Genomic DNA, 25,697 nt, shown 5'->3' with positions numbered 1-25,697 from the left:
CTTGCCAAGCTTCTGGTTGGCGACTTGAAAGTCGGATCGTTTGCGTCGGAGGTAGCTTTCACGGTCCGCAGGCAGAGCAAGGCGCATATCATCGTAGTGCGCGTCCTGCTCTCACCGTGGCGCGATCCGTCCACTCCGTAAGATCTCCACGGCCGCGACCAAGAACGTGGTGGCTTCGACAATCGCATTATCGAGCTCGTCGTTTCTCAACTCAAATTTGGCAGGCTCATCAGCGAGATAGATCAACCTTGCGACAATCGTTCTGACTTCTGGAAGAAGTGTGCGGACCGTCATTGCGTAGAGCACGCGCTGAAGCTCGCGTCCTTGTCCGAGGACGATGCGCTGACTTTTCGGCGGGGGCTTGGTGCTCTTGTAATCGGTAATCTGCGCGCCGTCGCCCGAAGCGCGGATATCGAGACGATCAATCCGACCGCCGTAGACAAGTCCCGCCTGAGTAATCGGAATCTTGATCGTCTCATCCCATGGTAATTCGCTGCCTATTGACGCCTCTTGGCCGAATGGGACCTCGCTCCAGCTCCGGGTGTCGGCCCTCGTCGGATCGTCAGACGCAAGGCCCTTGGCCGTGCGCCGGGCTGCTTCCTTCACTGTATGCTGCCAAAGTATCGCTGGCGGTACGGAGCGCTGTAACGGCCAGGAAGCCATGATCCTGGACGAGGAAGCAGCGATAGCGGCATCGATCTCGGCCCCGTTTGCGCGAGCGAACCCTGGACTCGGTTCAAGCCAAGCGATCGCGCCACTGATGAGCTCGTGCACGAGTTCACCGAAAGTCATTGGATCAAGTTCAAGTGGTTCGGGCTCCAAACGTATGGAGTGCCAACCCAACGCATAGCGCCAGATGTAGCCGAGCGGATCGCGCAGAAGGCGCTGCAGCGATGTCGTTGATTGAGTACGGGCCAAGGCGGCCAAAACCGCGGGGTGGTCGGATGCGATCAAACCGTCGTGGCCCGTTAGTGTTGGTTCCTGCTGCCAATTTCGCCAGCAAAGCTGGCTTTGGCGGACGTGCTCAAGCTGCCCTGCTTCACGAGGTCGGGCCAATAGACGGTCAGCTTCACTGAATGCGTGCGCAGGAATTCGGTCCCGCTTATGAATGACCTCGTCCTGTGGCCATAGCGAACTCGGCGAAAGGATGCTACCCTTCGCGCTGCGCTCGGGCCGTGACAGAACCAAAACCTCGCGCGTCCCACTACGGATGACGTCGAAATGCAAGCGGTCACGGTCTGCCGTCGGGAGGCCATGCAGCACCCGCCTGCCGAGAAGATGATCGGGAAGTAGAGGGTCATCGTTCTCGGAGCGAGGCCACGATCGATTTGTCAGACCCAGCAAACGGACAAATGGTCGCGGGCTCGCAGCCAAATGCGACGCGGGACACCAAACAACGCTGTTCGCCGGATCTCGGCCATCGCGCACCCGCAATGCCTGCAGGGAGAGCGCGATTGCGTGGAGCGGTGCGCTCCGTGATGCTTCTTCCCACATGGCCAGGCTGGCACCGCTGAGAAGTAATCGGGCCGCCTCTCGGCCGATGTTGGGTCCACGTGCGAGGAGGTCGAGAACCGGGAGGAGAATGGTCTCGACAAGAGCGCCGGCCGCACGATGCGATCGGCCCACGATGAGTGCTTCCCGCCACTGATCCATCGTCTTTAGGCCGGCACTCCGCGGGATCGACGAGAACCAATCTTCTGGGAGAGTGCTCATGAAGGGACGCGCCGGCAGGCGGCGGAAAAGCCGCCAAACACGTTCCTGGCTCAGGCCGTTCGTCAAAATGTCCGCTAACGCAGCGCAGGCTTGGCCTTCAGGGGTGCTGAGCGCTGGAACGCCGTGCGAGAAGTGGAGCGGAAGTCCAGCGTTGTCTGCGTATGCGAGAAAGTGGTCGTCCCAGTCCGGCGTCGAGGTCGCCGCTATCCCGATCTCCCCAGCCTTTGCTTGGCCTGAAGACAGCAGCTGACGCACCCATCGAAGTGCTTCCACGACCTCGGACTTCGGATCGGCGCTCGCCTCCGCCAAAAACTTCGCCGGAGCAACCGCCGTCCGTCGGCGAAGCGTACCCTTGAACCATGCATTCTCGGTTTGGACAGGTGAAGCCCAGGACAGCTCAGTGAAGCCGGCGATTTCATTCAACAAGGGACGCCAGACCGCGTCGATCTCCACGATCCCGCCGAGTGTGACAGGCCCAAGCAAGAGCTTCGACAGCGATACCCGCGACATCGCGGCGTCACGAAGGTCGCGAGTCAGTTTCCTGGATGAGGGAAGAAGCTCCCGTATGCGAGTCTCGAGCAGATGTAGATCAGCGAAGCGACCAACGTGCTGGGGGAGGGATGATAGGTCGATATCTGCACGCCATACTGCATCGAGCGCCTGAAGCACGGCTCGAGGCATACCCGGCAGGCACGAAACGCTGTCGAGATCCTGGAAGCCGCCGGCGGCCAATGCCGCTTGAACAGCAGGATAGAGGACGTCGGTCGTGACTGGGGCGATAAAGCCGCCGGCAAGGCGGGCGGCGACAAGTGGAAGAGTAAGAATTTCCTGTCCAATGGTTCCACGGCGGGCAGCCGCCAGACGCTGCATCCGCACGGCCAACGGCCCGTGAACGACGAGGGTGAAGCGCTCAATCACCGAACCGGGTTCTGTAATCACAAGTTATACTATGCCGTCTTTTGCCATCGATAGTTGTGGACCCGCATGGCCGTATCAGCTTCAGGACCATTCAAACTGCGGAACAATGAGTGAACAAACTGCAAGTTTAGAACGTGGAGGTCAATGGAAGACAAGAAAACGAGTTGGATATCACCAATTTCCTGCATCGTGCCCGACCTTTCCATCGCCGTAGCAGGCCGTCGTCAAGGTGCGGGTGCGCATCGACACTCGGCAATATCTTGACCAGCTTTCATGGCACCTGACCGATAATGGCTGGCATCACGGCCAAATCTTTCCACGTCGAGCACGACTACGAGACGCTCTGATCGGGGCTATCTCAGCTACCTTGCTTATCTCATCAGGTCCGATGCGCTTCCCGCGCCGCGTCTACGGCCGGGATTCGAGGCGCCGATAACTCCCGTTCGCTCCGAGTGGCATGTCACCACAGCCGGGAAATCCGCCGCCGGATCTGCGATGTTTCCTCGAGATGCTCGGTCCATCGCCTGATCTTGAGGCCAACTCGTTCCATCAGGTCGCCTTCGAAGTTGGGTTGCGCCGTCAGGGACACGCTCACGAATCCCGGCTCGCCGGCGGGGGCGGGGGGAAGCTGCCACACCTCATATCCGGTGACGCCCGCCTTGCTCCCCTTGGGTGGTTTCGGCTCGGCGCTCCACCGTGCCGCGAGCTCCGGAGCAATCCGGGCCATCTCTTCGATATCGACCGTCCACACATGCGCAGAGACGGTGCCCAACTTGGCGACAATCCTGGGCAACAGGTAGTCCCTCACGATGTTGTCAAGGTCATGCTGCGTGCCGGCGGGCGTGGAGGCATTCGGCTGCACGATAACTTGTAATCCCACCGACACGACGAGCGGCTTGATCAGCCAACCCCAGCGCCGCTCGAAATCTTCCAGCGCAGCGTCAATCCGCGCTTTGAACAAACTGGAATCCCCTGTCCGGGCCGGGAGCTCGCCGAGCTGGATGCGAAGGCCCGTCTGCCTGATGATTGCGGGCCATGGATCGAGCAAGGGTTGCATGAACCGTCCCTTGGGACGTCCATAAAGCCAGGCGAGTACTGGAATCGAAATTGCCGATTGACCGAGAAAGGCGCGCTGCGCGTATCCGCGTTGCGTCCTAACTCTCACGCCATAGAGTTCGTCGCCGCTCCTTGCCCGAATCTCAGCTTCCCCTTCGATCAATCGCCTGAAACTTGCGATCCATTCTTGATCCCGCTCCTCATGATGCGGATTATCCAAATCCTTCTCATCAAGCGCGCGGGCAGCATGAGCGGCAAGTTCGATGTCGTCGACCATGCTTGAAAATCGGCGCGCGGCGATCATAATGGACGGCCGGGCTTCGCCGTGCACGCACGAGACCGAAAGCGCCTGGATTTGCGAGTCATCCTTGTAGAGGCGTTTCTTTTGCCAATCCTTGTCTTCGGTTCCCTGTCGGCCGAGGAGATCCAGCAGGTTCTTTACGATGGAATGCACTTGCGGCGGCGTCTTATGCGTGGTCGCAAGGCGAATGCGCAGCGCAATCGGACCGCGAAGCGCCTTCCGTTTCGTCTCCTCAAGCTGCTCCGCAACCTGGCCCTGGAACGCGGCCCTCTCGGCCTCGGGCATCTTCTTCGACCGAGGCTCCACGCCTTCGACGATGAGCAGGACCTCCTTGCGCCGCCGCAGGCGGTATCGCGCGAGGCTGCCAGCGGGCGTCTGCAAATAGGCCCTGATCTCACTTTCCAATTTCATGTCACGCGCTGGCAGAACGACCGTACAGCCGAACATAACTGATCCAGATCAGTCGTGAAGGGCTAAGGGCCCAAGGACACTCGGCGCTCCGCATCAGGAGCCGACCAATGCGGGCCGCGAAGCGGGCCTCACTTCTGGCTCAAGCGCCGGAGTACATCACATCCGAAACGGCAAAGTCCTGTTCGATGAAGCGACGCGCCAACATGCGCATGACACGCGCAGCCGTATGCAGGCGGACGATTTCGTGGGCATCATCGGGATCAGATTTCGAGTGCTTGCCTGCATGGGCCACCGCGATACGGCATGAATCGTGGATGTATTTGTGCGGCGGGTCGTTGCCGCACAGGGCCAGGAAACGATTGATGTCGTCGTCTTCCTTGGACTCGGCCTGTAACGCCTCAAAATGAGTGCGAAACCATGTCCGCGCGGCCTCCTTACCGGAATGCCGGATCTCGATGATCTTGTAATAGTTCAGCACGGCATAGCTGATAAATCCGTTCTGCTGTGCATTGCGCGCCTCGCGGTAGAGGGCAAGTGCGCGCCGGGCCTCCTCGGAATCCGGTATCTTCCGGTCAAAAGTGTAATCATGCGCCGTGGTGAACGCGAGGTCGCGCTTTGACACCGGGACCGGAACGGGATTTCCCGACCATCCATATTCCGCGATCGCAAAATTATCGTCGCACCATGCTATCACGCTAAGAAAGCGGTTGATGACCGTCATTGCGGCAGGCTCGTCAACGCGGTTCGCCATGAGATCGATGTGAATCGATTGCACGTGATCCTTGGTTTTTGGCATGAGGACCAACTGGTATTGACCGAAGGCGATGAGCTTTTCCTCCTTCGGCCATGTGACTTGGTTATCCACGCCGACATTGAGGAAGCGCGAGCCATTGCGTACGCCAAGTTTCCGGTAGCGTTCCTGCTCGGCTTCTTCGGCATCGTACTCCGAGCCCTCGCCTTCGGGTGGTGCCGGAAAGCGCTCGGCAAGTTCACATTCCCGCGCCAGCCGCCGAAAGAATTCCTGGGTAAAAGACGTCTCGCGCATCGCGGGCGCATTCATCCGGCTGCGGTCAGGATCGAAACCGATTTCGCTTCCCTTCGCCAGCAGCGAAACGGCTCCCTTCGGTACAAAGTAGGCTCGCCGCTTTTCTCCATCGCGGAGATAAACGACCTGTGCGCCGCCATGGCTGTTCATACCCGTTTCAGCGATGGTCAGCGTCATGCGAATGAAACTCGTCCGGGCATCCTTATCTGCCAGAAGGACGCTGACAACGTCGCTGATCGTCTCCGCCATGAAGAAAGACGCATCGGCGCCCCCAACTGGGCGCAACCCTTCAAGCACCGTCGCCACATGCCCGGCCCAGCCGGGATGCGTCGGGACGAGCCCGAAGATGGCAGCCGCTATATGATAGCTGGATAGCTTCTCGTCGCGCCGCTCCCTTCCGCGGGGAAGTCGGCCGTATCGACGGATGGACTCAAATCGCTGCTCCATTTCCTGCGGCGAGCTATACGATACGTCGCTATTCTGGTTCAGTAAGCCGAGGATACGAGTAAGGTTCTTTGCGTACATCGGGTCTCTCTCCGCCTGCCTCTAGTCGTAGGCTAGTCGATAATCCCGGAGCACGGGATTGGACCCAACCCGCGGAATCCCTTCTTCAGAGATAGGTAGCTCGAGGGCGGTCAAAAGGTAGCAAAGCGCCTCCATCGCCCGCGTCGATTTGGAGAAGGCGCGGAATTCGGCGTCGCTCTCCGGATTAAAGTGACCGTGGGCGCTCTTGCCGCGATAGCTGATCGCACGCTTGAGGTGGTCGACCGCCTCGTCGGGCAGAACGCCTTTGCCGAATCTTGCTTCGACCATGCCAACGAGTCGCTTGAATTGCTGCTCGGCAGTTTCCGCCCTGATCCACCGGATAGCGCCCGCGATTCGCTCTCCAATGGCAACGTCATGACCAAGCTCTTGCGCTTTCGCCGCCGCCACGGCGACGATTGCATCGATATCAGATCCGGAGAGCACGGGTTGAGCTTTCGCGATGGGGATGTCCTCAAGCCAACGGCAAGCGTTGAGCAGCCTCTCGGACGAAACCACGTTCTTCAAGCCAAAGCCCGTGATCATCAGCGCATTGGGCCGCCGCCATGCCGTAGCCCGGTTCATCCAGGCAACAAGGCATTCACGTAGAGAGGCGAGTTCTTGATCGTCCCAGGACCGTACCGGCGAACCGCCGACCCAAAGGTCGCGATTGTCGATCTCAACTTCGGGCCAAGTATAGTGCACTTCATGGTCGCCGGGATATTCGTGCCTTTTGACGGCTTCCATCATCTGCGCGAAGGAAAGGCGGTCGATCCGGATGGCCGACGGCTTAAGCTGCACGCCGAAGCAAAACGACAGGAAATTCACGTAGTCCGAAACGTGATCGATGTATTTCTGGATGTTTCGCGGCTCATCGAATTCGACTTCAAAGGTTGGCCAGAGCTCTTTCGGTCCGTCGAACTCCATGCCATAGGTCGCGCTATACCACGCTCGAAGCGTCATGCCCTGCGCGGTATCGTTGAAAATGGTGAGGTGCTCTTCTGTTGGGAACCGTCTCCGGCCGATCGCTTTAACTTTGCCGTCGTGGCGCATCAGTCCGTTCGTGTGCTTCACGTGGAAGGAGACCCTCTTGACCCTATCCTCGGTTCCCCACGGGTCATGGCCAACGACGGCAACGTTCGAGAGAATTTCTTGCCGGTGCGTCTCTCGTTGTGGCGCGATGTTGCGCGAACTCGTGCCTGCAATCGTCGTGACGTTGGAATGCAGGGAGACGATTTCATTCGTCTCGGTTTGCAAGAAGATCGGCTGCTCACCTTTAATATGAAAGAAATCCGCATAGCTGTATATCTGGGCGCGGATCTCTTCGTTTGAGACCAAGACCGTTCCCGTGAGGCTCTCGCCGGTAACAAGCTCGACGCAGTGCAGCGGCTTCCCGCTCTCGATCTTCGGCATGCAACACCTTTGGTGCTCTGCGTGCTCCGCATCATGTACGGGCTAGAACCGCCATGCCGCCAGAGCCGCAAAAAAGATCAATACAGCGGCACAGGCCGCCAGCGCGCCGACCTCATTTATCCTGAATCCCCACAGGCTGACTTCGAGCCTTGGCTCACGCATCGTGCAATTCTCCATTTAGAACTTCGAGAACTGCCTTGCGGGGGATTTCATTTTGTCGCCCGTTTTCTGCTGGTCGTCAACCACGCGCGGCTTTTCGATCGTGGATGCTTTTAAAGGAGCTTTGAAGGGCATTTAAAGGCCGTTTGAAAATCTGCAGGGCCCGGGAGTTCGGCTGCGCTGTCACCTTAGCACGCATGGCTCAGGTGATTCGCCTGTTCTGCCAGAAGCAGCCGCTACCAAAAGAGGGCCCGGGCGCGTGCGGCAAGCCGCACCGGGAGGCTCTCGTGAACCGAGCCCAAGTGGTTTTCGGCCTTTCGGCTTCGATCCTCGCTAATCTGCGGGCGTGATGCGTTCATGAATGCGACCGAGCGCCAGCGATTTGACTGGCGAAATGAAAACGTTGATCTTGGTTGTGCAAAAGCAACGTGTCTCACCTACGATGGTCTTTCCAATTCTTTCAAGCGACCATTGAGGCAATCAAGTCGTATCATCGGCACGCGTCGTCGTCAGCCGGTGCGGCTACCTCCTAATGAGTAGCGTGCGCCCGCAGCTCCATTCTTAGCTCGCGAACCAGAAGCAATCGCTTTTAGAGAACATGCGGTGCGTCTCCTCCCTCGGGGTGGCGCTGAAAAGCCGGCCGTGCCGGGCTTTCCCCTGCAGGGCTTTGATCGCCGACGCGGAGTCATAATCCACGCTGCGTCAGATTGGCAGATCCAGTTGTGGCTCAGCGCCATCTTCGGTTTGTAGCGATGAGAGTGAGATGCCTAAGAGTCGCACCGGTCTTGGCAGAGGCATTTCGTTCTCGAGCAGGCTGACTGCCAAGCGCTCCAGATCGCCTCTACTCGACACGACGGCGGGGGCAGACCTGCTGCGTGTCATAATCTCGAAGTCTGCAAATTTGACCTTCAGCGTTACTGTCCGGCCCCGCGTGCCCTTGTCTTCGCAGTGCTGCCAGACCTTGTCGATCAGTGGCTGCAGTTCGGCGGCCATTGCTTCGAACTCGGTCAGGTCGTTGGAGAAAGTATTCTCTGCGCTGACCGACTTCCGGATTCGGTCCGCGCGGACCTCGCGATTATCGACGCCCCGCGAGATCCAGTAGTAGTAGCTTCCGGCCTTGCCGAAATTGGTCTGCATAAATTCGAGTGATTGATTGCGCATATCGAGCCCTGTGTAGAGCCCCAGTGCATTCATCTTGGCGCTGGTCGCAGGCCCGATACCGTGGAATTTGCCGACCGGTAAGGTTTCTACGAATGCCGGGCCCATCTCGGGCGTGATGACGTACTGGCCGTTAGGCTTGCGGTGGTCGGAGGCGAGCTTGGCCAGAAACTTGTTGTAGGAGATGCCGGCCGAAGCGTTGAGGCCGGTTACCTCCTTGATCTTCGCGCGGATCGCGAACGCGACGTCCCGGGCTAACGGAATGCTCTGCAGATTTTCGGTCACGTCGAGGTAGGCCTCGTCCAGTGACAACGGCTCGATGATCGGCGTGTGCTCTGCGAAGATCTCCCGGATTTGCTGGGAGACCGCCTTGTAGACCTCGAAGCGAGGCTTGACGAAGATCAGGTCTGGGCACTGCCGCTTGGCTGTCACCGAAGGCATGGCCGACCGGACACCGAATTTGCGGGCTTCGTAGCTCGCGGCTGCCACGACGCCCCGCTCGCGGGATCCGCCAACGGCCACCGGCTTGCCGCGGAGATCCGGATTGTCACGTTGCTCGACCGATGCGTAGAACGCATCCATGTCGATGTGGATGATCTTGCGCTGACGGGGCGAGGGCCTCGCCTGGTCGTCGTCCTCGATCGTCACGTTGCTGGTCCGGCCGGATCTTCCTTGACGCCGCGGGCGACGATCCGAAGTGTCTCGTCCGGCAGCGGCCGCTGGAGTTTCAGGGCATCGTCCGGAGGGGCCGTCATCCAGGTCTCGACTTCGTCTGGCGTTGTCAGGATCACCGGCATTGCCTTCGGGTGGATAGCGCCAACCTCGGCATTCGCCTCCGTCGTGAGGAACGCGAAGATGTCGTTGGTCGTCTCACCTTCCTTGACCTTCCGGACGGACGTCCAGTTGGTCCAGATGCCGGCGAAGCAGGCGAGGGGACGGGTCTCATCGAGCGCGAACCAGATATCGCCGCCCTCGGCCTTGTTGAATTCGCTGAAGGAGTTGAACGGCACCACGCAGCGGTTTTCGGCTTCCAGCCATCGCGTCCAGTGCTTGCTCTTCACGTTGCGGATGTTGGTCGTGCCGCCGTCCGGTTCCATCCGCAGCAACTGCTTGAAATCGACGGGTCTACCTTTCGCTTCGAGCTTTGCGGCACGCTTCTTGGTGGCTTCCATCAGGGCGTGCTGCGATGACGGCATGCCCCACCGCGCCGTAGCGAGTTCGCGGCCCTCGGTCCCATTGCGCACGATCGGTGCCTTATAATCGGGAAAAACCCCCGGCATCGGTGCCAGGTTGCCAACGTATCGGTTCACGACGCGAAACAGCGCGATGATGGCGGCCTGGTTTGTCGTGATCGAATAGAGATTATGCCGACGTCGGCATAATCTCTACTATGCCGACCTCTGGATTATGCCGACCATTAGCTCAGAGCGGGCTCGGGCGGCGGCGATCGCTGCGATGGAGTCGGCATAATCCGATTGATGGCTACCGCGTATAGCCTCCCTCTTGCCAATCGAAGGGAGGCTTTGATGTTGATTGATCTGTCACGAGTTAGGATTTCGGGTCCGCTTTCGGCATTCGCGACCGGGTTTGCCGACCACCTGACACGACAAGGCTATAGCCCACAGCAGGCCCGCTTTCATTTGTTGCTGCTAAATCAGCTGAGCAATTGGCTTGTGAGCGAGGGGCTCGGTGTAGGGGAACTATGCGCAAAGGAAGTAGAGCGGTTTCAGCGCAGCCGTCATGAAGCTGGTTACAGTTTTCTTCGCTCTATCAGAGCGATGCAGCCGATCCTCGGTTACCTGCGCGGTCTTGGGACCGCACCTGCGGCTTTGTTGCCGCCGGCCAGCGGAGTGCTTGAAGCGGCCCTGGCGCGATACCGAGGTTACTTGATACTTGAACGTGGCATCAAGGATGCGTCAGCGTCCAGGTATGTTGAACTGATGCGTCCCTTCCTTCAAACCAGGGTCTTGCCGGACGGCCTTGCTCTGGACCTTCGAAGCCTGACAGCGGCTGATGTCATTTCTTTTGTAGTGACAAAGTGCTCCCGCCTCAGCCCTGGGACGGCCGGGCTGACGGTGACGGCCCTTCGATCACTACTCGGTTTTCTTTACGTCGACGGCGCTATCGATCGGTCGCTGGTGTCTGCGGTGCCGACCGTTCCCGGTCGGCGATTAACCGGATTGCCGAAGGGATTGGCCTCTGACCAGGTGCAGCGCCTTCTGGCGTCCTGCGACGCCAGCACCCGAAGTGGCTGTCGTGACTTCGCGGTCCTGACCATGCTTGTTCGCCTGGGCCTGCGGGCAGGCGAAGTCGCCAAACTGCAACTTGAGCACATCGATTGGCGAGCCGGCGAGATCGTGATTGCTCACAGCAAGGGCAATCGCACCGAACGATTGCCTTTGCCCGCGGATGTCGGCGAAGCAATTGCGGCTTACTTGCGTCACGGCCGTCCCGCAAGCACGCAAGGCCGCACAGTGTTTGCACGGATCACAGCTCCGCACCATGCTCTCACCACTGGCGCGGTAACGCAGATTGTTCGCCACGCTAGCGAACGGTGCGGCATTGAACCGATCCATGCTCACCGGCTGCGTCACACCGCGGCGACTCTGATGCTACGCGGCGGTGCATCGCTGCCCGAGATCGGACAACTCCTGCGCCACCGCAACGCTATTACGACATCGATTTACGCCAAGGTCGATCGCGATGCTCTGCGGTCGATCGCCCGCCCTTGGCCGGGAGACATCGCATGAACGCTCTCCGCAAAGCTCTCGCTGACTATTTTGCGGTTCGCCGCGCCCTCGGCTTTAAGCTCTATCGAGCCGAGAAACTACTCGGTCAGTTTCTCACCTTCGTCGAGGATCGTGGCGAAGACCATCTGACAACCGAGGCGGCGCTCGCTTGGGCGACACTCCCTAAGCGCGGTCGAACCTGGGCGTTTGCCCGGCTTTCCGTTGTTCGCCGCTTCGCTAAACACCTGCGCGGGATCGACCCCGCGACCGAGGTGCCCCCGACACACTTGCTGGTGCAGCAAAAAGGCCGGGCCACCCCCTACCTATATTCGGAGTCGGATATCGCGGCCCTCATCGCCGCAGCCGGGACGCTGCGGGCACCGCACCGAGTGGCGACATTTCGGACATTGATCGCTTTGCTTGCAGTGACCGGCATGCGGGTTGGGGAAGCGATCGGCCTCGACCGCGACGATTTTGACTCCGTCATTGGACTACTCACCATTCGGAACGCAAAGTTCGGCAAGTCTCGCCAATTGCCGCTGCATCCGAGCACCGTGGCTGCACTGGTTGATTATCTGCGTCGAGACGACCGTCCGAAAAACTCGTCGAATACGCCGGCACTGCTGGTCACTACGGTTGGCACCAGGTTCCGCTACATGGGCGTCCAGCCCGTCTTTCGTCAAATTGTGGATGTCGCCGGCCTCAAGCCGCGCTCTGCCTCATGCCGTCCGAGGCTGCATGACCTGCGGCACGGATTTGCCGTCAATACCATCCTTGACGGATATCGAGATGGCAGGGAGCCGGGGAACCGGATCGCGTTGCTGTCGACCTACCTCGGCCACGTCGATCCCGTCAGCACATACTGGTATATCTCAGCTGCGCCGGAGTTGCTGACGCTGGTTGGTGATCGTTTGGAGCGGCACCTCGGAGGTGCCGCATGACCGCACTTGCCCCAACCCTGCAAGCGTTCTTCACGGAACGCCTCATCTGCCAGCGCCAAGCTAGTCCCCATACACTTGCGGCCTACCGGGACACGCTGCGGCTGCTGCTGGTCTTCGCGTCCGCGAGGAAAGACGTCGAACCATCGAAGCTAGACATCGACGATCTTGATGCGCCGCTCATCGGCGCCTTCCTCGACCATCTTGAGAAGCAGCGGGAGAATAGTGCGCGCACTCGCAACGCTCGACTTGCCGCCGTCCGTTCGCTGTTCCGGTACGCAGCGTTTCGACATCCCGAGCATGCCGCCATAATCGAACGCGTGCTTGCCATTCCACGCAAGCGTTTCGACCGGAGGCTCGTCACTTTCCTGATCGAACCAGAACTCGATGCGCTGTTCCGCGCACCCAACCGCTCGACCTGGACCGGGCGGCGCGACCATACCCTGCTTACGCTCGCGGCCCAAACGGGCCTGCGTGCGTCAGAATTGATCGGCCTTCGCATCAGCGATGTTCATCTCGGCACTGGCGCGCATGTCAGTTGCATGGGGAAAGGACGGAAGTTGCGGATCACACCGATTACGTCGGGCATGGTCGCCCTCCTGCGTGTTTGGCTCGCTGAGCGCGCTGGTCAACCGGCGGAGCCACTTTTCGTCACCCAGTCGGGGACGTCACTCAGCCGTGACGCCGTCGAACATCGGCTCGCCAAATACGTTCAGATCGCCACCCGCGCCTGTCCGTCGTTGGGACAGAAAACCATCAGCATGCATGTGTTGCGTCACAGCGCCGCGATGCGACTGCTGCGGGCGGGAGTTGAGACTTCGGTGATAGCACTTTGGCTCGGCCATGAGCAGGTCGAAACCACCCACATCTACCTACACGCTGATATGGGAATCAAGGAACGCGCACTGGCCGCTACAGCTCCAGCGGTAGCTACTGCCGGTCGTTTTCGACCGAATGATAAGCTTCTCGCATTTCTGGAGGCACTGTGATTATGCCGACTCCAAAGCAGCGATCGCCGCCGCCTGAGGCCGTCCTGAGCCAACGGTCGGCATAATCGGCCCCCTCCCTGCCCCCTGCCGAAAATGAATTGGCTTCAAGCTTAGCAGTCGCCGGGCAGGCTCACTTCGCCGAGCGGCGAACAGACCTTGTTTGTCCATTTGCCTGTTCCAAATCGCAGCGATGCACCACCCCGTCGGAGACAGCGTGCTGGTGCTCGAATCACTGTGATGCGATTTCCTCTTGACTTAGAGCGCGCTCGAACCCCTAGCTTCCGTTGCGTCGTTGATCGAGAAGGGTGCTCATGAAGATTGGTGAACTGGCGAAACGCTCGGGACTGACAGCACATACGATTCGTTACTATGAGCGGATCGGGCTGCTGCCCTATGCTGACCGCAACCAATCGCGCCATCGGGATTACGACGCATCGATCCTGACCTGGATCGAGTTTCTCGGCCGTCTGAAGACGACCGGGATGCCGATCCGGGACATGCTGCGCTACGCAGCACTGCGGGAGCGCGGCGTCGGCACTGAGGCTGAGCGTCGCGAGCTTCTGGAGCGCCACCGTGCGGCCGTCCGTGCCCACGCTGCCGAACTGCAAGCGTGCCTTCTCGTTCTCGACACCAAGATTGCTGGCTACGCCGGCACGAGAACAAGGAGCAAAAATCATGACGCAGTCCACGAAAGCACAGGCTCAACCCGCATGCGCACCCCCCGCACCGGTCTTCTCGCCGCAAGAAAGCCGGCTCGAGCGCGGGCGGCGAGCACTAGATGAGATTGACGGCAAGGCTGGGCATAACGTCATCACGGCGCTGGCGGACATCGCGCCCGATTTCGCGCGCTATGTGATCGAGTTCCCCTTCGGCGATATCTATTCCCGCCCCGGCCTCGATCTGCGGGCCCGTGAGATCGCGACCATTGCCGCGTTAACCGCGCTCGGCAATGCCAGCCCTCAGCTCAAGGTTCACATCGAGGCTGGCCTGAACGTCGGCCTGAGCCGTGAAGAGATCACCGAGGTCATCATGCAGATGGCCGTCTATGCCGGCTTCCCGGCCGCGCTCAACGGCCTGTTCGCAGCCAAGGAAATATTCGCCCTCCGCGCCACGCCCAGCGGGGAGACAACCGGCTCTTGATCGCCAACCGGCGCACAAACAGATTCTTGCTGTGACGGGCGATGGCAAAGCCCGGCCACTCTCGCCCCGGCGACAAGCTGCTCGCATTCCTCGAGGCGCTCTGATTATGCCGACATGCCGCGCCGAGATTGCGCCCCTGTCCTCGGGAATGCGCATCGGCGCGGCATAATACGGAGATCGGCATAATATAGATTGCACATTCAGCGGTCGCTCTCGACGGGCAACGACATCGCCAGGCCGCGGCACTCGGCGTGACCGAACATCACTTGGTTTGCATGTCCAGCCGTCACGATGACTTCCTCACCCCGTTCTCTTCAAATGATCGCATCGTGATGCCGTTGAGAATCTTGCGGGCGGCGGCTCGAACCCTTCGCTCGGCATCCTCAGGCATCGGTGGCAGCTTATAGCTCGCCACGAGATCGGTAAGTTCCCTATGTATATCCGTACGGAGGCCACGCGGGTCATCCGCCATTTCCGACAGGAGCTGAAATAGCGTCATGAGCATGAACTGGATCGCCATGTCGGCTCCCATCTGCTCGGCTTGGTCAGCCGTGATGAAAGACCGCGTGTCCTGATGTTTCATCGCTATTTCACCACATCTAACTCTATCCTGTGTAGGTCCGAAAGCGTCCGCGCGTGTAGGCATGCGATACGGCCTTCCTCAACTCCGCTATCTCCAATTCCAGGAGATTGTTCGCAATGATTAGCGCGCGAACAGCCGCACGCGGATCGCCGTCGCAGACGGAGATCGCCTGGTCGACGGCGGCTTCAAGACCGCTGTCCTGTTCGTTCGGCTGGGAAACCGAGGACATGGACTGTTCCTGGTTGAGCGTCGATGACGCATGTTCTTATTTTGTTCTCATGGAGTCAAGTGCGCTGGACCTGCTCCCAACGAAGTGGACCGGTCGCCTCCGTCGGCCTGATTCGGATTTGCCCGCGGCTAGCATGGTTCTGTGGTAGAAGGAGCTTGTGCTGGGTTGTGCATCGATGCCCATCTATCGCCTGCTACAAAATTCTCCGCTGGGCCCGGAAGGAAATAGCGGTTTTGACCGATGCCTATGAGCGCACCTTGCGCAAGCTCAGCCTGATTGATCGCGGTGATCCCATCGCAGAATTGATCGCCAGAAAAGTTATTGAACTTGGTCAGCGCGGCGTTCGCGATCCGAAACAATTATCATCACTCGCCATTAAGGAGCTCGGGGTCGAATAGGCGGAGGCATCCGTGCTGTTGGCAGGAGTTATGTGTTTTGTCGGACTTGTGGTGGCGATCGGGATTGCCATCCTGATAAGCCATTTCAACGCCCGCGCGTGAACAGTCGCCATCAGAAAATTAAGACCGCCTCAGCCTGGCCCCTTCGCCGGACTATACGAAGCGCAGATATGATGGCGCTTGGCGCGACGCCAAACGCGGCGGCCGGGGAATCTATGGCTTTACCGCGGCTACATCCGCGCAAACAGAAAGCCCTCCGACTGTTCGGACGACGCAAATGCCCATCCTTGATGAACTCCAGTGCGGGGGATCAATCCACAACGACGGTGACCTATCCCCACAGTTCTACAGGTGGCTCTAGCGTGGTTTGGGCGACTCACGCTAACGCATCAATCTCAACCACCTCACTGCATAAAAGGAATGAAATGGTTGCAGTCATCCCTGAACCGCCGGCCTCTGGTTACGCGCTTGAAGTGGACGGACGACTCAAAGCCGAATTTGCTACCAAAGACGGGGCCAGGGCAGGTGGAGAAGAACTGAAGAAACGTTTTCCCATGCTTCATATCAGGATCTATGACGCGCAGACGAATGCGCGCGAGGAAATTTAGATCTTCTGACTCAAGTCTAAGCGGACTCCGCGGATGCGCATGCGGCTTCCGCCGCACCGGGCTCTCGTGAACCGAGCCGCTGACGCGTCTCGGCCGTCCGGCGTCGATCCCTTGCGCGCGATACGGCGTCGCTCGCCGGAGGCACTCGCGTTAGGGGCCGCCGGCATTGCCGGCGCCGCTATCACTGCCCCGAACGCGGGTGCCTTTTTCACCGGTCTCGCGACTGCAGTCGCCTCGGTGCCCGCGGTCATTTCATGTCCGCGTCGCTATCGCTGCCCCTTCTTCGGCTGCCTTCTCTTGGCCTCCGCTGCGCTTCGGCGTCGAAGGGACGGCGCAGACCAGTCGTAATCGCGTGTCCTAACGGTGTGCTCCGTCTTCGGTTCGAGGGTGGCGTGGTTAGCCAATTGTATTGGGGTCGTCGCTGGACGCCGGCCCGCCTTGGCGCATTTGCGGCAGCGCAGCCGGCTGGCGCGACCGTGCACGAAGGTGGTCGGCGGATGCTTCATCGCCGCGAGGTTGACATCGCTCGGCGTCTTGCAGCGCGCGCACCTCATCTGAAGCAGGGGTGGCCTCCATTTACGGCGAATGCGCAGTCCATGTCCCCGTCACCGCCGTGGAGAGTGAGAGTGCGGGCCGGGTCCGACGCGACGGGTTGAAGATCGGGGGAGAGGCCTCCGGCGCCCGTCGCGGAGAACCGCGATGTCTGGCCATACCGCCCGAGTTCGTGCCGGCAACGACCGAACGAGCCTTTACACCGAAATCACGGACAAGATCATAGCCGAGCTGGAGGCCGGCCGTATTCCGTGGGTTCAGCCCTGGGGAACGGCGGCGATCAAGGCACCGCTCGCGATGCCGCGCAATGCGTCGACGCAGCGCGGATATTCCGGGATTAACGTGCTGATGCTATGGGGTGCCGTTGTCCAGCACGGCTTTTCCGGCTGGCTTACCTTCCGCCAGGCTCTCGGGCTCGGCGGCCATGTCAGGAAGGGCGAGCGGGGAACGACCGTCGTCTATGTCGATCGCTTAATGTCTGTGCCGGTCCACCTCAAACGTGAACCTCACCTGCAATACTGGCCCGGCATCGTCGCGAACATCGATGGACATTTGGTGCTCCGCGCCGTTCGGGCTGCGCCGGATCGCGTCCCTTGCCATGTCGGCAAGCGCGCGGGCGGTTTCTTCTTGCACGGCTTGGATGGTGTGGAGCTCCATGCCCTCTTCGTCAGGGGCAATCTCGCCGCCCTCTCTCATATCAAAGTAGTAACGCGGCATCGGCAGCGCCTTCATCCAGGGTTGAAACCCGGCCGCCGCGAAATCGTTCTTAACGCAAATTAAGCCCCTGCAATTTTTCAACTCCGGAAGGGCCCCAGCGGCAGGCTGAGACCCTTCTTGGACTGGTGGGTCGCATCGGGGGAAAGATGCGACATCGTTTAAACGCGCCACCCTACAAGCAGTTCCTGACGTCCGAGAGCCCGCATTGGCTACGAACGATCTGGCCGGCATCGTTGAATTTTAGGGTCGCCTGCACGATTCCGCCCGGCACTTCGTATGATACCACCACCATATCGCCGGCCATCTGCAAGCCCTGAAGCTCGCCCGCGGGTTTCTCGTCAAACCGTTGCCGCCAGTATTCGGTAAGTGCGCTATGGCCGATTACCGGTCGCTTGCCCATTGCAGCCGCACTCCAGCGCAGCATCCGGGGCGTACAAATCCACGATCGAAAGGGTGGCAGCGCGGTAGGCATCCAGCCAGTCCACCGCTGCGGCCATCGGGTCAAAGGAACTCACGGTCCTACCTACCTGCCAAAAGGAAGGTGGATTAGAACGAGCCAGATGAACGTTGTCTGAAAGGGATGCTCAAAAGGGGCCGGATCATTTTACCGATTTTTCCCGAGATCAAGGATCGCAGTTTTTCGCAATTTTGTCGGCTACCGAACAGACAAAATGGAGCGAGCGATCTGTAATTTTGCGATGGGTAGGCTTAAGGGGGATCCCATGGCTAAGCAGCGTAACGGCGTCAATCACACGGCCACTTTTGAAGAACGGCTCGCGGAAGAGGCGATCAAGTTTAAAGAGGCCGCTGAAAAGCACCCTCTCGGTAGCGCCGCCCGGGAACAGCTTTTGCGACGTGCCCGGCAGGCCGAGACGGCCGCGCACATCAATGAATGGCTGAGATCGCCCGGACTGCAGCCCCCTACCTCATTAAAACCTGCTGTCCGATCAGGACAAGTAGGCCTAGGTGGCTAAGGCCCAGCGTCGCGAGGCAATAGGCGCACGGCGCTGGGCTCCCGGCAATGCTGGTGTCCATCGGAGGGGACCCGCCACCAGCCTCGCCGGAACACAATCTGCTAGTGCACTACACGAAGAAAATAGTAGCTGATGCCACCTAGCACGATGACCGTAGGGACGGCCCAAAGGATGAATACGGGCATAGTTTTCTCCTCCTCAACAAAATAAGAACGGAGGAAAATGAGTTGCGTTCCAGGAAACCTCTTCCGCAGCAGCAGCCGCGCCGAGCTGTCGCTGAACGCGAGAAGGGCCTCAGCGGCGGGGCTGAGACCCTTCTCGGACTGTGGTGTCGCAGGGGGAAAGATGCGACATCGTTTAAATGCGCCAGCCTACCAGCAGTTCCTTCAAAAAAGGGCAATTGCAGTTTTACCGATTTATCCCGAGATCAAGGGATCGCAAATAAGTGAGAAACGGCCCCAGCTGTATCTTCACAAGCTGAGGCCGTCCAAGCTCACGTTTCTGACTGAGTGTATCTCACCGATACGATCGACTAATCCTGCAACACGTTCAACGTTCCTAAATTCCTTTCCGGCGAGAGCATCAAGCATTGTTTGCCGGACCCGCTTCGTGATCGGCCCATGAAAAAGGCCCCACCGTGATGGGGCCTTGATCAGCCGAAATATCGGATGCTCAGTTGTAGTCTGAATACTTGAACTGCGGCATCGCCTTGAGCTGCTCCTTGGTGCCGCTCATCACGGCGTGGTCTGGCGTCCAGTCGTTCGCATCAGCGGTACGTGCAGTCGTGGTGGTGGTCGTGGCCGCGCCGGTCGTTGTTTCCTTGGTCGTCCTCTCGCGCGTCGCCGTTGCCGGCGCCGTCGAGCTGGTGCGGACCGCCTCTTCCATGAATTTGAGCTTGTCCATGGAAACAGCGATATCATGCTCGCCCATGCCCAGGAAGCCGCCGACACCGATGACCACGGCATTGACCTTGCCGTTCTTGTCCAGGATCAGTTCGTTGATGTCGCCAAGCTTTTCATTGGCTTCGTTATAGACGTCGAGGCCCATGAGCTTGGACGCGCGCCAGTTTCCCTTGAGCGCCATCTTTTCCTGCGAGCCGGCAGTCGTCGCGGCGGGAGCCGCGCGATCCGTGGGCTGAGCGGTTTGCGCATAAGCGGGAGCACTGAAGACGGCGGCGCTCAGGAGAGCCGCGGCTAGGAATTTCTTCACTGTATCCTCCTCCGAAGGTTGATCGGTGCTTCTAGAACGGTACGCGCGCACGAATGTTCCTAGCGGTTCGGAGTAGTTCGGAGTACGCCAGAGCCCGGCGCGGGCAGTCGGGCCCGTCGCCCAAATTCGGTAAGACCGCCGGTCCTCGCCATCTTAGGACCCCAAATCCTGCCCGTCGGCAACCGCGCCCGGTCCTGCTTGCGCCCGCGGCTTGATTTCTTCTTTGCCTTTGCCGTCATGCAATACCTCCCATTGCGAGTGGCAACGCGTCATGATGTGCAGGTTCCTGTTGTTCCCGCCGGAACGATTCAGGTCAGGCCGATTAATTCATATTGGCGTGGAGTTCATAATGCATAGGTCTAGTTGGACGCCGTCGATAGTCCCGAGCGACAACGATGAAACGGTTTACTTGGTGGCGGATGATTTCGGTCGATTAGGCCGCACCTGGCGCGAAGCCGATTACGAAGCAACCGACCTCGAAACGGTCATTCAAGACCTGCTGACCGGCCAATATAGCTACCCGTTCCGCATAGTCGCCTTCAATACCGCCGAACGCTGGTCGGAAGATGTTTCCGAAGACGTCGCACGCGAATTGCGCCGTCGCTGCGATCTGCAGATGCGGGCACTTCCCTCTACGATCTCTGATTTCGTCGAGCGGCACGAGGATCACGATCGGCGTCAGTTGACCCTTCGGCTGGTGTGATCTGATCAGACTCGCATTTCGTTCTGCGGTTGCCTATTTATCCCGCATGCGTCGACCCCTGCATTCCGACGCGTCATGATGCGGTGGGTTCCCATTTTCGCGGCTGAAACGATTTAGCCTATGCCAGTTTGAATTAGCTTTAGTAGCGTGGAGTGTTGTTGTGGCGTTTCAGCGCAAGAAGGCGGCGGCGATCGGCGTGAAGGCGTCCTTCCCGGGATTCGTCGAGCCCGCGCTGGCCACATCGATCGAGAAGGTGCCATCCGGCGATCGCTGGATCCATGAAATCAAGTTCGACGGCTACCGCGTCCAGCTCCACATCCACAACGACGCCATCAAGGTGCTCACCCGCCGCGGCAATGACTGGACCAGGCGCTTCAGCAAGATCGCGGCCGACGCCTACCTGATCAACGCCGGCAGCGCCATCATCGACGGCGAGGTGGTCGTGCCGGCGGCAGACGGCACCACCGACTTTTCCGTGCTGCAGAATGAATTGCGCGGCAAATCCAAGCGGCTCGTCGTGATCGCTTTCGATCTCCTTTACTTCAACGGGCAGGATCTGCGAAAACTGCCGCTGATCGAGCGCAAGGCGCATCTGAAAAAGCTGATCGAGAAGACGGCGATCCAGTTCAGCGAAAGCTTTGAGATCGACGGCAAGGAGATGTTCGCGCACGCTTGCAAGGTCGGCCTTGAAGGCGTCGTCTCAAAGGTCCGCGACAGCCGTTATCTCTCGGGACGCGGCCGGGACTGGGTCAAGAAGACCTGCGCGCAGCGCGAGACGCTGACTATCGCGGGCTTTGCGCTCGACGGCAACGACTGGGACGGCATCTATGTCGGCCGCCGCAAGGGTAATAATCTGATCTATGCTGGCAAGGTCGACCACGGCTTCGGCAAGAAATCATCCACCGAGCTGCGCAAGCGCCTCGCGCCCCTGATCCGGAAAACCCAGCCCTACGCCAAGCGGATCGCGCACAAGGGCATCTGGGTGGAGCCGGAGCTAAACGCAGAGATCGAGTACCGCGCCAAATCTGCCGAAGGAAAGGTCCGCCATCCCTTCTACAAGGGCCTGCGGGAGGATCTTTAAGATGGACGATTTCGATCGCTGGTGGCAATGGGCAAACAAACCGCTCGGCAGCGGGCTGACCTTACCGGCCGAGATTCACCACGCGATCACGTCGTTGCCGCCGGAAGCGCGGCATGACCGGGACGAGGTCAATGAGGCCGTGCGCAACCTGCGGGAGACCGGCGGCCTAAATACCGCGCTACGCCGGCCGTGAGATCACCTTTCAATGTCGCCTGTTGGCACGAAACGACCCGCCGGACTGACCTGACGATGTTCGTTGACGGGGTTAGAGCGGACTTCCCAGTTGTGCACTCAGACTTCTGAGTTTGGCAGATATGTTGCAAAAGTTCGAAATCGAACGACATCAAAAATCTCGCGAGAGCGGATTAGTAGATGTTCCTACCGCCGCAACGCGGTGTAGCGCCGATCCAGAGGTCTGTGGTTTGTTTTTGTGCGAAATGATGAGGACCCTCACATCGTCGCATACAAAACGCATCAGCAGCCCTTGGAGATTTCGTTCGTCACCCCAAAAAGACTTTTGCAACAATATCGGCACGAAACGGACCAACTCGGCGGATATCCTGATGTCCGTTCTTCGGGGAAGAGCCGACCTTCGGGTCGCCCATCCGAACTTCTCAGTTTGACCCTGAACGGACATTGCCGGACAGAAATGTTAGCCCCAACTGTCGGGCATCCGACTGTCAGCGCATAATTCACGGGCTATCGGTGATCTATCCCCGAAATCTCTCCTTAGGCATCGGTGACAGAGAGAGATGAAGCTCCCGCCTATCCTCCGCAGGAGCTTCTCGTGGCCGCTGAAAATCACCTCCTGAGTTTACTGGATGCACCGACGCAGGCGCTCTTGAAGCCGCACATGCGGACGATATCGGTCGACCATGGCGAATTGCTGCACAGCTCCGCATCGGAGGTCGAGTTCGCCTACTTCCCGCGCTCCTGCATCATTTCCGTTCTCGCCAGCACCGAGCAGGGCGCGACCGCCGAGACATCGATCGTCGGCCGTGAGGGCATGATTGGATCGTCCACCATCCACGGCATCACGACGGCATTCGCGGATTCGGTCGTGCAGGTCGCCGGCGAAGCCGTGAAAATCCCTGCCGCGGAAGTTCACCGCGTCGGGCGCGCGAGCGAAAGCTTTCGAAAGATCGTTGCGCTGTTTGATCTCTCCTTGCTGGCGCAGTCGCAGCAATCGACCGCGTGCCAGGCGCTGCACCCGGTGGAAAACCGCGCTGCACGCTGGCTTCTGCAGTGCAGGAGACGGCTGGGCAGCGACGATATCCGCCTGACCCAGGAATTCTTCGCGCAGATGCTCGGGGTCCAGCGCACCACCATCAATCTTGTCGAACGCACCTTGCAGAACGCCGGTCTCATTCAGATCGGGAGAGGTCGGATTTCCATCTTGGACTTGGAAGGTCTCCATGCCGTTGCGTGCGATTGCTACAACCGGATCGAGCGACGCTATGAGGAATTGCTAGGACGTTTAGACTAGAAATTATTCTTAATTTGTCTATTCGATTTGGATGGAGCGAACAGATTGCCAAATCCTTCGGCAAGTCTGTTGTTGTGAAGGTTTTCGGATGCCGGCCCCATGACGGTGGTGCCGCGGGCGCGGGGCCGGCGTCCGCAAACCTCCAAGGGAGGAAACCGCGGGAGGGGTACGGGGATGGCGCGGCCTACGCTATGGGGATTTGAGTGCCGCGGATGAGGTGTGTGAATGGAGTCGAGGCGCTCCAGCAGGCCGGTGGACGGTGAAACGGCTGCTGGATGAGGGGCGGGTCGCATCGACCGCAGTGAAGTGTCGGACGATTTGAGACGACGGCTGGATATCTGAGCGCGTTCTACCGTGGCCGGTCGAGAGGCAACTAGTGCGACGATCAGATTTGCGGGGGTGTGACGCGGTCATGAGGTGTCGATCTTGATTGCGGTAGGTGAAGCTGTCGGCCGATGCCGTGGCGTTGCACCGCGCGCGAAGACCTCGATGATGATCATGCGACCGCCGCAGCATGGACAAATCGGCTTGCCGGGATCGGCGGCGGCACCGGTGGGCTCGGCCTGGGAGTTTGAGACGGCGAGCAACTCACGCGCTCGGGCGATGTTGTCGGCGCGCGTGCCGCTGGCCAAAAGGCCGTAGTGGCGGATGCGGTGAAAGCCGTGCGGCAGAACGTGGATGAGGAAGCGGCGGATAAACTCGCCGGTTGGGAGTGTCATGAGCTTCTGGCGATCGCGACCATTGGCACGATAGTCTTTCCACCGGAAGGTGACACCGGTGCGGTCACAGGCGATCAGTCGGCTGTTGGCGATGGCGACGCGATGGGTATAGCGCGACAGATAGGCCAGCACGGCCTGTGGCCCGCCGAACGGGCGCTTGGCATAGACCACCCATTCGGCTCGGCGTAGCGGTGCCAGATACGCCGCGAACGCCCGCGGGTCGGCGAGAGCGGCATGATCGCCGAAGAACTTCAGATGGCCGGTGTTGTGGGCCGCGATCAGCTTCTCCAGGAACAGCCGCCGGAACAGGCGCGAGAGCACGCGGACGGGGAGGAAGAAGCCAGGTCGGCAGGACACCCAGCGCTGGCCGTCGGGCGAGACGCCGCCGCCCGGCACGATCATGTGGACGTGCGGGTGGTGGGTCATGGCTGAACCCCAGGTATGGAGAACCGAGGTGATGCCGACGCGGGCGCCGAGGTGCCTGGGGTCGGCGGCGATCGTGGCCAGGGTCTCGGCCGAGGCCTTGAACAAGAGATCGTAGACCACCGCCTTGTTCTGGTAGGCGATGTCGGCGATGGCTGCCGGCAGCGTGAACACCACATGATAGTACGGCACCGGCAGCAGATCGGCCTCGCGCGCGGCCAGCCAGTCCTTTGCCGCCGCGCCTTGGCACTTCGGGCAGTGCCGATTACGGCAAGAGTTGTACGAGATCTTGGTGTGCGCGCACTTCTCGCAGCGCGCGACATGGCCGCCGAGCGCCGCGGTGCGGCAGTTCTCGATCGCCGACATTACCTTCAACTGGCCAAGGCTCAGATGGCCGGCGTTGGCGCTGCGCCATGCCGGTCCATGATCGCGGAAGATATCCGCGACCTCCAGTGCCGGACGCGGCACGCGAGCCGCGCTTTAGGCCGGTGGCTCGACCCTCTCGATCTTGCGGGCGATATGCTCCAGCGGGCTCATGACTTGTTGGATCGTCTTGGTGGCGACGCGGGTATAGAGCGCCGTGGTGTCGAGCTTGGCGTGCCCGAGCAGCACCTGGATCACCCGGATATCGATGTTCTGCTCAAGCAGATGGGTGGCGAAGCTGTGCCGCAAGGTGTGGAGCGACACGCGCTTGTCGATCTCGGCCCTCTCGGCTGCGGTATGGCAGGCGCGATTGAGCTGGCGCGTAGTCATCGGCTGCACGCGGTCGCGGCCAGGAAACAACCAGCCCTGCGGTCGTGCTGTCTTCCACCAGGCACGCAGCAACTCGAGCAGATGCGGAGACAGCATCACGTAGCGGTCTTTGCGGCTTTTGCCTTGTTCGACGCGGATCACCATGCGCTTGCTGTCGATGTCGCCGATCTTGAGCGAGATCACCTCGGCGGCGCGCAAACCTGCGCCGTAAGCCACACTCAGCGCCGCCTTGTACTTGAGGCCCGGCGCGGCATCCAACAGCCGCGCCACCTCCTCTGGGCTGAGCACGACCGGCAGCTTGCGGGGCTCGTGGAGGAATGTGGTGTGCTCGATGATATCGGAGCGCCTGAGCGTGATCCTGAAGAAGAACCGCAACGCAGCTACGGTATGATTGAGAATCGGGATGTGCGCGCCGTTCGCCGCCAGATGCAGTTGAAAGCGCCGGACGTCCTCGAAGCTCGCCGTGTCGGGCGATCGGCCGAGGAATGCAGCAAAGTCCCTGATGGTGCGGATGTAGCCTTGTTGGGTCTTTGGCGCTAACTTGCGGATCGTCATGTCTTCGATCATGCGCCGCCGTAAAGGGCTCATGGCCTCGTCGGTCATGGGGATGCTCCTGTCTTGAGTGAGGTTGTCGAAACCCCTCGATCTCAAGACAGGACGTCCCGTTGCGCTATCGCCTTGGCTGTGCCTCCCGCCGCAGTGCCCTACCGCGCGAGCGGTTTAGTCCCATGGCACATTTGAGACATGCCGACCCACGGTAACGAGGTCTG

General features: G+C 60.0%; 25 protein-coding genes and 2 pseudogenes. 14 read left to right on the top strand and 13 right to left on the bottom strand.

Going from position 1 to position 25,697, the window contains the following annotated elements; genetic code table 11:
- Nucleotides 1-111 precede the first annotated feature (111 nt).
- The 4 genes from IVB05_RS27815 to IVB05_RS27800 form a co-directional block, all read right to left on the bottom strand.
- Complete coding sequence (locus IVB05_RS27815) at nt 112-2,631, bottom strand: PD-(D/E)XK nuclease family protein (protein ID WP_247779144.1); 2,520 nt, start codon at nt 2,629-2,631, stop codon at nt 112-114.
- 460 nt (nt 2,632-3,091) lie between these two features.
- A complete protein-coding gene (locus IVB05_RS27810) occupies nt 3,092-4,273 on the bottom strand; it encodes a hypothetical protein (RefSeq protein WP_247779143.1) in 1,182 nt (393 codons plus the stop codon).
- Nucleotides 4,274-4,538: 265 nt separating this feature from the next.
- Entirely contained in the window at nt 4,539-5,969 is a 1,431-nt protein-coding gene (gene mauJ / locus IVB05_RS27805; protein ID WP_247779142.1) for a methylamine utilization protein MauJ, read from the bottom strand.
- 21 nt (nt 5,970-5,990) lie between these two features.
- Nucleotides 5,991-7,379 carry a hypothetical protein gene (locus IVB05_RS27800; RefSeq protein WP_247779141.1) on the bottom strand — a complete coding sequence of 463 codons (1,389 nt, stop codon included), beginning with the start codon at nt 7,377-7,379 and terminating at the stop codon, nt 5,991-5,993.
- A gap of 21 nt (nt 7,380-7,400) precedes the next feature.
- Between IVB05_RS27800 and IVB05_RS27795 the strand changes: the two genes are divergently transcribed.
- Nucleotides 7,401-7,655, top strand: coding sequence for a hypothetical protein (locus IVB05_RS27795; protein ID WP_247779140.1), 255 nt, complete (start codon nt 7,401-7,403; stop codon nt 7,653-7,655).
- Nucleotides 7,656-8,240: 585 nt separating this feature from the next.
- Here IVB05_RS27795 and dinB read toward each other — a convergent pair.
- Complete coding sequence (gene dinB / locus IVB05_RS27790; protein WP_256472545.1) at nt 8,241-9,344, bottom strand: DNA polymerase IV; 1,104 nt, start codon at nt 9,342-9,344, stop codon at nt 8,241-8,243.
- Nucleotides 9,341-10,048, bottom strand: a complete 708-nt coding sequence (locus tag IVB05_RS27785) for an SOS response-associated peptidase family protein (protein WP_247786984.1) — start codon at nt 10,046-10,048, stop codon at nt 9,341-9,343. The genes dinB and IVB05_RS27785 overlap by 4 nt, the downstream gene beginning before the upstream one ends.
- A 174-nt stretch (nt 10,049-10,222) precedes the next feature.
- Here IVB05_RS27785 and IVB05_RS27780 point away from each other — a divergent pair, with 174 nt between their 5' ends.
- The 5 genes from IVB05_RS27780 to IVB05_RS27760 all read left to right on the top strand — a co-directional run bounded on the left by IVB05_RS27780 (nt 10,223) and on the right by IVB05_RS27760 (nt 14,492).
- Nucleotides 10,223-11,446: a site-specific integrase gene (locus tag IVB05_RS27780; protein ID WP_247779139.1), complete on the top strand. Its 1,224-nt coding sequence runs from the start codon at nt 10,223-10,225 to the stop codon at nt 11,444-11,446.
- Nucleotides 11,443-12,366, top strand: a complete 924-nt coding sequence (locus IVB05_RS27775; RefSeq protein WP_247779138.1) for a tyrosine-type recombinase/integrase — start codon at nt 11,443-11,445, stop codon at nt 12,364-12,366. The genes IVB05_RS27780 and IVB05_RS27775 overlap by 4 nt, the downstream gene beginning before the upstream one ends.
- Nucleotides 12,363-13,352: a tyrosine-type recombinase/integrase gene (locus IVB05_RS27770; RefSeq protein WP_247779137.1), complete on the top strand. Its 990-nt coding sequence runs from the start codon at nt 12,363-12,365 to the stop codon at nt 13,350-13,352. Before IVB05_RS27775 ends, IVB05_RS27770 begins: the two co-directional genes overlap by 4 nt.
- A 311-nt stretch (nt 13,353-13,663) precedes the next feature.
- Entirely contained in the window at nt 13,664-14,134 is a 471-nt protein-coding gene (locus IVB05_RS27765; protein WP_247779136.1) for a MerR family transcriptional regulator, read from the top strand.
- Nucleotides 14,028-14,492 (top strand): carboxymuconolactone decarboxylase family protein, encoded by a 465-nt coding sequence (locus tag IVB05_RS27760; RefSeq protein WP_247779135.1) that lies wholly within the window; start codon nt 14,028-14,030, stop codon nt 14,490-14,492. Before IVB05_RS27765 ends, IVB05_RS27760 begins: the two co-directional genes overlap by 107 nt.
- 286 nt (nt 14,493-14,778) lie before the next feature.
- Here IVB05_RS27760 and IVB05_RS27755 read toward each other — a convergent pair whose 3' ends face one another.
- Both IVB05_RS27755 and IVB05_RS27750 read right to left on the bottom strand, forming a co-directional pair.
- The gene (locus IVB05_RS27755; protein WP_247779134.1) at nt 14,779-15,075 is read right to left on the bottom strand and encodes a hypothetical protein; all 297 of its coding nucleotides are present in this window, start codon (nt 15,073-15,075) and stop codon (nt 14,779-14,781) included.
- Nucleotides 15,076-15,097: 22 nt separating this feature from the next.
- Nucleotides 15,098-15,304, bottom strand: coding sequence for a hypothetical protein (locus IVB05_RS27750; RefSeq protein ID WP_247779133.1), 207 nt, complete (start codon nt 15,302-15,304; stop codon nt 15,098-15,100).
- A 233-nt stretch (nt 15,305-15,537) separates the two neighbouring features.
- On the opposite strand from IVB05_RS27750, the gene IVB05_RS27745 reads away from it, so the two are divergent.
- Together IVB05_RS27745 and IVB05_RS27740 are read left to right on the top strand one after the other, a co-directional pair.
- Entirely contained in the window at nt 15,538-15,702 is a 165-nt protein-coding gene (locus IVB05_RS27745; protein WP_247779132.1) for a hypothetical protein, read from the top strand.
- A gap of 425 nt (nt 15,703-16,127) precedes the next feature.
- Nucleotides 16,128-16,310, top strand: coding sequence for a hypothetical protein (locus IVB05_RS27740; RefSeq protein ID WP_247779131.1), 183 nt, complete (start codon nt 16,128-16,130; stop codon nt 16,308-16,310).
- A 357-nt stretch (nt 16,311-16,667) separates the two neighbouring features.
- Here IVB05_RS27740 and IVB05_RS27735 read toward each other — a convergent pair.
- Nucleotides 16,668-16,893 (bottom strand): annotated as a pseudogene (locus tag IVB05_RS27735) (hypothetical protein); the annotation flags it as partial.
- Nucleotides 16,894-17,009: 116 nt separating this feature from the next.
- On the opposite strand from IVB05_RS27735, the pseudogene IVB05_RS27730 reads away from it, so the two are divergent.
- Nucleotides 17,010-17,333, top strand: a pseudogene (locus IVB05_RS27730) (ArdC-like ssDNA-binding domain-containing protein); the annotation flags it as partial.
- Between the two features lie 418 nt (nt 17,334-17,751).
- Here IVB05_RS27730 and IVB05_RS27720 read toward each other — a convergent pair.
- Entirely contained in the window at nt 17,752-17,979 is a 228-nt protein-coding gene (locus tag IVB05_RS27720; protein WP_247779130.1) for a hypothetical protein, read from the bottom strand.
- 322 nt (nt 17,980-18,301) lie between these two features.
- On the opposite strand from IVB05_RS27720, the gene IVB05_RS27715 reads away from it, so the two are divergent.
- A complete protein-coding gene (locus IVB05_RS27715; RefSeq protein ID WP_247779129.1) occupies nt 18,302-18,553 on the top strand; it encodes a hypothetical protein in 252 nt (83 codons plus the stop codon).
- Nucleotides 18,554-19,225: 672 nt separating this feature from the next.
- Here the strand turns inward: IVB05_RS27715 and IVB05_RS27710 are convergent.
- Nucleotides 19,226-19,762, bottom strand: a complete 537-nt coding sequence (locus tag IVB05_RS27710; RefSeq protein ID WP_247779128.1) for a PRC-barrel domain-containing protein — start codon at nt 19,760-19,762, stop codon at nt 19,226-19,228.
- A gap of 412 nt (nt 19,763-20,174) precedes the next feature.
- Here IVB05_RS27710 and IVB05_RS27705 point away from each other — a divergent pair, with 412 nt between their 5' ends.
- The 4 genes from IVB05_RS27705 (at nt 20,175) to IVB05_RS27690 (ending at nt 23,032) form a co-directional block, all read left to right on the top strand.
- A complete protein-coding gene (locus IVB05_RS27705; RefSeq protein WP_247779127.1) occupies nt 20,175-20,465 on the top strand; it encodes a hypothetical protein in 291 nt (96 codons plus the stop codon).
- Between the two features lie 160 nt (nt 20,466-20,625).
- A complete protein-coding gene (ligD, locus tag IVB05_RS27700) occupies nt 20,626-21,546 on the top strand; it encodes a non-homologous end-joining DNA ligase (RefSeq protein WP_247779126.1) in 921 nt (306 codons plus the stop codon).
- Nucleotide 21,547: 1 nt separating this feature from the next.
- Entirely contained in the window at nt 21,548-21,739 is a 192-nt protein-coding gene (locus IVB05_RS27695; RefSeq protein WP_247779125.1) for a hypothetical protein, read from the top strand.
- A 594-nt stretch (nt 21,740-22,333) separates the two neighbouring features.
- Nucleotides 22,334-23,032, top strand: a complete 699-nt coding sequence (locus IVB05_RS27690) for a Crp/Fnr family transcriptional regulator (protein WP_247779124.1) — start codon at nt 22,334-22,336, stop codon at nt 23,030-23,032.
- 410 nt (nt 23,033-23,442) lie between these two features.
- Here the strand turns inward: IVB05_RS27690 and IVB05_RS27685 are convergent, their stop codons facing one another.
- A complete protein-coding gene (locus tag IVB05_RS27685) occupies nt 23,443-24,642 on the bottom strand; it encodes an IS91 family transposase (RefSeq protein ID WP_247778958.1) in 1,200 nt (399 codons plus the stop codon).
- Between the two features lie 12 nt (nt 24,643-24,654).
- Nucleotides 24,655-25,530 carry a site-specific integrase gene (locus IVB05_RS27680; protein ID WP_247778957.1) on the bottom strand — a complete coding sequence of 292 codons (876 nt, stop codon included), beginning with the start codon at nt 25,528-25,530 and terminating at the stop codon, nt 24,655-24,657.
- Nucleotides 25,531-25,697 lie beyond the last annotated feature (167 nt).

This window comes from Bradyrhizobium sp. 170, assembly GCF_023101085.1.
Classification (GTDB): domain Bacteria; phylum Pseudomonadota; class Alphaproteobacteria; order Rhizobiales; family Xanthobacteraceae; genus Bradyrhizobium.
This window is presented reverse-complemented; position numbering and strand designations above follow the sequence as displayed.